The following is a 7,741-nucleotide window of genomic DNA, read 5'->3' as shown; positions in this document are numbered from 1 at the left end:
ATGCCTCCGCCGCCTGCGAACCTCTTTCTGAAACGATCAGTGAGTGTCAGCGGGGGATGCTCTGTCCCGCTTCGGTAAGGGTCAGTGTGAGGCACCCCAGCCACGTGCTGGATTGCGGGTACTCCCAGTTCTCGGCGTCCGCCAGGACAGCGGGAAGGTCCTGCTCCGGGATGGGGAGACCGGGCTGCTCTCCGGGAGTGCCATCCGGCGCAGTCCAGGGAACGACCCGGCATACTTCGATCCATCCTCTGTCGACGAGGGCACCGAGGATCGGGACGAGAGCCGAGGCAGGCCCCGAGGCCAGCGGCTCGTCGAGGTCACCCCAAACACCGGGGAGGATGTCGATCTCGGTGGCGTTGATCATGAAGGCACGTTCGGCGGAGGACAGTTGGTCTGTCGCGGGATAGATCACGTGCAGAGTGTTGCAAGCTCAGGAGAACGGCCGCCGAGAGCCCTCGGTGGCTCTCTGTATAAGTGGTCACATGGACGAGACGATCTCGATGTGCCTGGTGTGATCACGGCTTCGGAGCCGTCCTGGATAGCCCCGTTCTCCGGGCTGAGCCCGCGAGCCTTCGGGAAGCTGGTGACGGTACTGCGTCGCGCAGGTGCGGACTCAGTCCGCAAGGGCCGGCCGTGGAGCCTCCCATTGGAAGACCGGACCTTGCTAGTCACCGCGTACTGGCGAACGAACCTGACCATGCGACAACTGGCCCCACTGTTCGGGATCTCAAAGTCGGCGGCGGACAGGATCATCGATCACCTGGGGCCGATGTTCGCGCTCCAGTCGCGCAAGCGGTTCGCCAAGGACGCCGTGCTCATCGTAGACGGCACCCTGGTCCCTACCCGGGACCACGCCATCGCCGAGCAGTCGAAAAACTACGGCGCCCTCAAGTGATCAAGGCGACGGTCAAGGGCGGCCTGGGCAAGCTGCGCGAGCGGCCCCGAGGGGTACCGACGGCTCCAGCCCAGTTCCGCGGCGACCTCCCCGACCTGGACGCGACCCCGCGCAGCCAAGAGGCGGCGCCGGGCCTCGGCCACCTCGGAGAAAGGCTTCCGAATGAGCATTTGTGACGAGCCGCGTGCCTCATCGGTGACGACCCAGCTGCTTCGACCGGTCTCCTTCACCAGCTCACTCGGCCATGCCGGTGGCAAGTACTGCGCTTCGACACGTGGTGAGGTGAAGCGCAATGTTTGTCACAAATATAGACAATTTATTACAAATACATGAAAGTTAGCTGATTAAGTGAATTCATCTCCATGAGTCAACTTGTTGCGATATGTACGGCGCACTGCATGCGGGCATGAGCATCCTATGGGCACTCTGTGCGCCCTTTCGGTTCCCAAGGGTGACGGGAATGATGAGCGCACCGCACATGAGCCAGGTGATCCGCGGTCCCCTGTCCTTCGGCCGGGCGGACTGGCGGCGAAGGAGGTCAGGGTGTTGCTTCTCATCTCCCCGGACGGTGTCGAGGAGGCTCTCGACTGCGCGAAGGCGGCGGAGCATCTCGACATCGTCGACGTCAAGAAGCCTGATGAGGGCTCTCTCGGCGCGAACTTCCCCTGGGTCATCAGGGAGGTCCGCAACGCGGTCCCGGCGGACAAGCCGGTGTCCGCGACCGTGGGGGATGTCCCGTACAAGCCAGGCACGGTGGCCCAGGCCGCGCTCGGCGCGGTCGTCTCGGGGGCCACCTACATCAAGGTCGGACTCTATGGGTGCACGACGCCAGACCAGGGCATCGAGGTCATGCGCGCGGTCGTCCGGGCGGTGAAGGATCACCGCCCGGACGCGCTCGTCGTCGCCTCGGGCTATGCCGACGCCCACCGGATCGGCTGCGTCAATCCGCTCGCCGTGCCCGACATCGCAGCCCGCTCCGGCGCCGACGCGGCCATGCTCGACACCGCCGTCAAGGACGGGACGCGGTTGTTCGACCACGTTCCGCCGGACGTCTGTGCCGAGTTCGTCCGGCTGACCCATGCGTCCGGTCGGCTCGCGGCCCTCGCGGGCAGCGTCAGGCAGGCCGACCTCGGTCCACTGACCCGCATCGGTACGGACATCGTGGGTGTGCGGGGAGCGGTCTGTGAGGGCGGTGACCGCAATACCGGAAGGATCCAGCCGCATCTGGTGGCCGCCTTCCGGGCGGAGATGGACCGGCACGCCCGAGAGCACACCGCCGGCGTCCCCTCCGTGCGCTGACCGCCGTCATGCCGACCTCTGAGGCCGATCGCGTCCCCGGACACCGGGCCGCACGCTTCGCCGTCGTCGACCCGGCCACCGGGGAAGCTTTCGACGAGGCTTTCGATCAGCAGCCGGACGAGTTGGACGCCGTGGTCGACCGGGCCCACCGGGCCTGGCACGGTTGGCGGGCCGACCCTGCCGCCCGCACCACTGCGTTGCGCGTGGCGGCCGACGCAGTGGAGGCGGCCGGCGATGACCTCGCCCGGTTGCTCACCCGGGAGCAGGGCAAGCCTCTGGCCGAGTCGTACGCGGAGGTCGCCCGTACGGCGGCCCGTCTACGCTACTTCGCAGACCTCACACCCAGAACCCGGCAGATCGTCGACGGCCGACCGGTGCGCAGCGAGATCCGCTGGCGACCGCTCGGGCCCGTCGCCGCGATCGTGCCATGGAACTTTCCCCTCCAGCTCGCGGCGGCGAAGTTCGCGCCCGCGCTCGCGGCGGGCAACACCGTGGTCCTCAAGCCCTCTCCTTTCACCCCTTTGGCCACCCGGCTGCTCGGTTCGGTCCTTGCCACCGTCCTGCCCGAGGACGTCCTGACCGTAGTCACCGGCCGCGAACCCCTCGGTGCCCGTCTCGCGTCCCACCCGGGCATCCGCCACGTCACCTTCACCGGTTCGGTGTCCACCGGGCGGGCCGTCGCCGGAGCGGCGGCCGCCTCGCTCGCCCGGGTCACTTTGGAGCTGGGCGGCAATGACGCTGCCGTCCTGCTGGACGACGTCGACGTGGACCGGATCGCGGATCGGCTGTTCTGGGCGGCGTTTCGCAACTGCGGTCAGGTCTGCATGGCGGTCAAACGCCTCTACGCCCCTGCCCGGTTGCATGCCGAGGTCGTCGAAGCCCTAGCCCAGCGCGCGAAGACCGTCACCGTCGGCCCCGGCCTGAACCCTGAAACCCGGCTGGGCCCGGTCAACAACGCCCCGCAGCTGGCCCGAATCGAGCGGGTCACACAGCAGGCTCTGGCGGACGGTGCCCGGGCGGCGGCCGGCGGCCACCGGCAGGACGGACCGGGTTACTTCTTCGCTCCCACGATTCTCACCGATGTGCCGCCCGGCAGCCCGGTGGTGACCGGGGAACAGTTCGGACCGGTTCTGCCGGTGCTGCCGTACCGGAGCCTCGACGAAGCCGTCGACGCGGCCAATGGCACCGGCTTCGGACTGGGTGGCTCCGTGTGGGGTACCGATCTCGACCGGGCCGAGGCGGTGGCCGAGCGGCTTGAATGCGGCACAGCCTGGGTCAACCATCATGCCGAACTGTCCCTCGCCCAACCCTTCGCAGGTGTCAAGACCAGCGGGGTCGGCGTCGCGGGTGGGCCGTGGGGGCTGTACGGCAACCTCCGGCCCTTCGTCGTCCACCGTCCGCGGGAGGCGTGACGATGAGGTTCCAGGCAGCCGTATTGCGCTCGTACGAGGAGCCGTTCACGGTCGAGGAGGTGGTTCTGCGGACAGAGCCCGCCGTCGGCGAGATCCTGGTCGAGATCGCGGGCACCGGGATGTGCCGGACCGATCTCGCGGTCCGGCGATCCGCCGGCCGGAGCCCTGTGCCGACCATCCTCGGTCATGAGGGCGCTGGGGTCGTGGTGCGGACGGGGGGTGGCCCGGACGCGGCGATCGGCGTCGGTGACCACGTCGTGCTGAGCTTCGACTCCTGCGGACAATGCCGGACCTGCCGCGGCGCGGCCCCCGCCTACTGCGACTCCTTTGCTTCCCTCAACCTCTTCGGGGGGCGCAAGGAGGAACCGCCGCGGCTCACCGACGCGACCGGTAAAGCACTGGCACCCCGGTGGTTCGGGCAGTCCTCGTTCGCCGAGTACGCCCTCGTGCCGGCTCGCAACGCCGTACGGGTCGACCCCGCACTGCCTCTCGAACTGCTCGGGCCCCTCGGCTGCGGTGCCCTCACCGGCGCCGGAGCCGTGCTGAACACCTTCGGTGCAGGTCCCGGCGACACTCTCGTGGTCTTCGGTGCGGGAGCGGTGGGCCTGACCGCGGTGATGGCGGCCACCGCCGCAGGCGTGCTGACCGTGGCCGTCGACCGGCATCCTGAGAGGCTCGCTTCGGCCGAGCGGTTCGGCGCGACCCCCCTGCCTGCCGCCTCACCCGACCTGCCCGAACGGATCCGGCGACTGACCGACGGCGGCGCCCAGTATGCGCTGGACACCACGGCCTCACCCCCGCTCATCAACAACGCGCTCCAAGCCCTGCGTCCCACCGGCAGCCTCGGCCTGGTGGCACGCCTCCACACCCCACTGGCGCTCGAACCGGGCACGCTCGACCGTGGCCGCAGCATCCGCCACATCTGCGAAGGGGACGCAGTACCCGGAGTGCTGGTACCCCGGCTGATCGGACTGTGGCAGGCCGGACGCTTCCCTTTCGACCAGCTGATCCGCACCTACCCGTTGGCCGGCATCAACGAGGCCGAACGTGACTGCGACGCGGGCCGTGTGGTCAAACCCGTCCTGCTCCCGGAGAGAACAAGCCGATGAGCGAGGCACGCGGCACCGAGGACTCACCCCGTCCGACAGATGAGCATCTCGCATCCCCACTTCCGCCAACGGAGGAAGCATGGCAGGCACGACGCCCCAGCACACAGACGTGGAAGGCGTGGACGGAGGTGTGGGCCTGACCGCCCTCCTGGTCGCCGCGGCGCGGGCCATCGAGACCCACCGCCACGACAGCCTGGCCCAGGACGCCTACGCGGAACACTTCGTGCGCGCGGCCCCCGCCTGCGCGGACTGGCCGGTGCGCATCGAGCAGGTTCCGGACGGGGACAACAACCCGCTGTGGGGGCGGTTCGCCCGCTACTTCGGCTTGCGGACGAGGGCGCTCGACGACTTCCTCCTCCGGTCGGTCGGTGCGAGCGCCCGCCAAGTGGTCCTGTTGGGAGCCGGGTTGGACACCCGCGCCTTCCGGCTGGATCTGCCGTCCGACTGCGTCGTCTTCGAGATCGACAGGGCGGGCGTGCTGGCCTTCAAGCAACGGGTGCTCACGAACCTGTCGGCCGCCGCGAAGGTGAAGCGCGTCCCCGTACCGGTCGACCTGCGTGAGGGCTGGGTCAGTGCGCTGACCACCGTCGGCTTCGACCCGGCCGCACCGAGCGTCTGGCTGGCCGAAGGACTCCTCTTCTACCTGCCGGGCCCCGCTGAGACGTACCTTATCGACACGGTGGACAGGCTGACCACCGGAGGCAGCGCTCTGGCCTTCGAGGCCAAGCTGGAAAAGGACCTGCAGGCGTACCGTGACAGCCCGATCTACACGGCGACGCGCGAACAGATCGGCATCGACCTGCTTCACCTCTTCGACAAGGGGCCACGACCCGACTCCGCGGGCGACCTGACAGCCAAGGGCTGGTCCACCTCGATGCACACGCCCTTCGACTTCACCCGCCGGTACCAACGTGGCCCTCTCCCCGAGCCCAACGATGCGCTGGAGGGAAACCGATGGGTGTTCGCGCACAAGCCCTCGCCATGACGCCCGCGACGCTCACGACGACGTTCGCACGGGGGCTGAGGGCGGGCCCCGGCCTCAACCCCCGTGCGTTGGGAGGCGTCCCGATGGAAACGGCACTTCGGTTACGCCGTAGCGGTGCCGCCCACGGTCGGCAGGGCCCCTGCCGGATCGTGTCGGAGGGCTCAGGCGGCCACCAGTCGGTCACCCGGGATCCCGGCCATGTCCGGCGCGTAGTAGTCCTTGATGCCGACGGCCCACGTAGTCACGGTGATGCGGTCCTCGGCGTCCGGACCGAAGGCGTCGAAGAGGGCGTGGATGTTCGCCTCCTCGAAGCCGATCGCCGTCATCAGTGATACGAAGAGGGGGCGCTCGATCAGGCCGTCCCCGTCAGGGTCGCCGAGTGCGGAGAGGGCCTCGGCGAACTCGGCGATCGTGGGACCGAAGCGCTCGGGGTCGAGCACGAACGGACGGAACTCGTCCACGGTGATCACACCGTCGCCGTTGGCGTCCAGTTTGGTGGCCAGCGTCGTCCAGTAGCGGCGGAACGCGGCCCGGATGGCGGCCTTGGCGCCGTCGTCCGAAGCGGCCGCAGCCTCCAGAACACGGCCCATCATCAGGTCGAAGTCGTCGGAGTCGACGACTCCGTTGCCGTTGGCGTCGAAGAGGGAGAAGACCAGCTCGACCCGCTTGGCGGCCTCATCTCGCATTTCCATCACCTGTCTTCTGCGACCCGACGATTTCGGGCCTGGACCAATGAGGGCCTCTACTCAACCGTGTCGGGACACACGAAAATCTCCTGCCAGCCGCACTGATGCATCAGACGACCACGACATCAGCGGCCTCGACTGCCTTTCCCGACCCAGCGCGTGTAGCGGCCATGTCTCATAAAACCGCCACGACGAGCCGCATGCTCTCAATCTTCACTTCTGGTGACAGAAGGTTGCTCAATGAGCGTATGTGACAAGCCGGATGCCTCGCCTGTGGCAACCAGACTGCTTCGGCCGACCTCATTCGTCAGCTCATCCGACCCCGCTGGCGACAACTCCTGCGCTTCGGCTCAATTCGGTGGGTCGCCTTACAGCGCTCCGGCGGCCTTCAAGGCCGGCCTGCCGCGGTGCTGCCAACTCCTCTTTTCCCACCATGCCCGCGTCCGGCAGCGCGACGAGCAGAACACCGCCGAGCGGCGATGCTCCACCTCCGCTATCCAACTCTGACCGCAAACCGGACACGTCGCCTGTTCCCCATGCTGCATCGCTGCCACCCGCCGACGGGCCTGTTCCAGCGTCCGCCACTTCCGTGACCTGCACGCGCCCGAACAGAACACCGCTGCCTCCGACTTCGTCAGCGACAGCGGAATCCCATACTCCCGGCAATGTCGCCGAACGCCCCTGCCGGACGTCACAACCACCATCGTCCAGCCGAACAGACCGCCCGACGAGAGATCTCAAACACTAACTCAGAGGCCGTTTTAATCCATAGTGTTCGTTTATCAGATGATTCCGTAAGCGGTAGGTGACGGTACAGGCGAGGTCGCGGGGGTCGTCGTTATCGGTGGGGCGTGAGAGGTTGCGGATGGGACAGAAGGGGCCGTACTCCTGTCTCATCCCAGGATGTCCGGTCTTCGAGGTTGTGTGCTTCGACCGCCGGTTGGTGTGCGACTGGGCGCATTCGGTCCGTAGCGGTACGCCGGAAGCATGTCGAAGCGGCGCCCGTATCCGAGTGACCTGTCCGATGCCCGCTGGGAGTTGACCGAGCCGGTCCTGGCGGCCTGGCGTTTCGAGCGCCGCGGCCGGGCCCTGGACTTCGGCCGACCGCCGGAACATGACCTGCGCGACATCATGGACGCGATCTTGTACGTGGACCGGACCGGGGTGCAGTGGCGCTACGGGTCTTGACCCACATTCCTGAACACGGGTCATGCGGCTTCGGCCAGCGTAGTTGGTGTTGTGCGGAGGGCTCGCTCGTAGGCGATCGGGCTGCGGTGGCCGAGGCGGGAGTGGCGTCGGACGTTGTTGTAGCGCTGCAGCCAGCGGAAGAGGTCCAGATGGGCTTCGAGCTCGGT

Annotated in this window: 6 protein-coding genes and 2 pseudogenes; 6 read left to right on the top strand and 2 right to left on the bottom strand. The window is 67.8% G+C overall.

Annotated elements, in window-relative coordinates; translation table 11 throughout:
- Positions 1-46: 46 nt before the first annotated feature.
- Positions 47-412: a hypothetical protein gene (locus HO151_RS05040; protein WP_173894905.1), complete on the bottom strand. Its 366-nt coding sequence runs from the start codon at positions 410-412 to the stop codon at positions 47-49.
- A 90-nt stretch (positions 413-502) separates the two neighbouring features.
- On the opposite strand from HO151_RS05040, the pseudogene HO151_RS05035 reads away from it, so the two are divergent.
- The 5 genes and pseudogenes from HO151_RS05035 to HO151_RS05015 all read left to right on the top strand — a co-directional run.
- Positions 503-880, top strand: a pseudogene (locus HO151_RS05035) (transposase family protein); the annotation flags it as partial.
- A gap of 558 nt (positions 881-1,438) precedes the next feature.
- Positions 1,439-2,194, top strand: coding sequence for a (5-formylfuran-3-yl)methyl phosphate synthase (locus HO151_RS05030; protein WP_173894904.1), 756 nt, complete (start codon positions 1,439-1,441; stop codon positions 2,192-2,194).
- 8 nt (positions 2,195-2,202) lie between these two features.
- A complete protein-coding gene (locus tag HO151_RS05025; protein ID WP_173894903.1) occupies positions 2,203-3,606 on the top strand; it encodes an aldehyde dehydrogenase family protein in 1,404 nt (467 codons plus the stop codon).
- A gap of 2 nt (positions 3,607-3,608) precedes the next feature.
- Positions 3,609-4,715 carry an NAD(P)-dependent alcohol dehydrogenase gene (locus HO151_RS05020; RefSeq protein ID WP_173894902.1) on the top strand — a complete coding sequence of 369 codons (1,107 nt, stop codon included), beginning with the start codon at positions 3,609-3,611 and terminating at the stop codon, positions 4,713-4,715.
- A 79-nt stretch (positions 4,716-4,794) separates the two neighbouring features.
- Positions 4,795-5,700 carry a class I SAM-dependent methyltransferase gene (locus HO151_RS05015; protein ID WP_173894901.1) on the top strand — a complete coding sequence of 302 codons (906 nt, stop codon included), beginning with the start codon at positions 4,795-4,797 and terminating at the stop codon, positions 5,698-5,700.
- Between the two features lie 161 nt (positions 5,701-5,861).
- On the opposite strand, the gene HO151_RS05010 is transcribed toward HO151_RS05015, so the two are convergent.
- Positions 5,862-6,386, bottom strand: a complete 525-nt coding sequence (locus HO151_RS05010) for an EF-hand domain-containing protein (RefSeq protein WP_173894900.1) — start codon at positions 6,384-6,386, stop codon at positions 5,862-5,864.
- Between the two features lie 987 nt (positions 6,387-7,373).
- Here HO151_RS05010 and HO151_RS05005 point away from each other — a divergent pair.
- A pseudogene (locus tag HO151_RS05005) lies at positions 7,374-7,565 on the top strand (transposase); the annotation flags it as partial.
- Positions 7,566-7,741 lie beyond the last annotated feature (176 nt).

The sequence above is a fragment of the Streptomyces sp. 8P21H-1 genome (assembly GCF_013302945.1).
The sequence above is the reverse complement of the archived record's forward strand: the minus strand, read 5'-3'. Positions and strand labels throughout refer to the sequence as shown.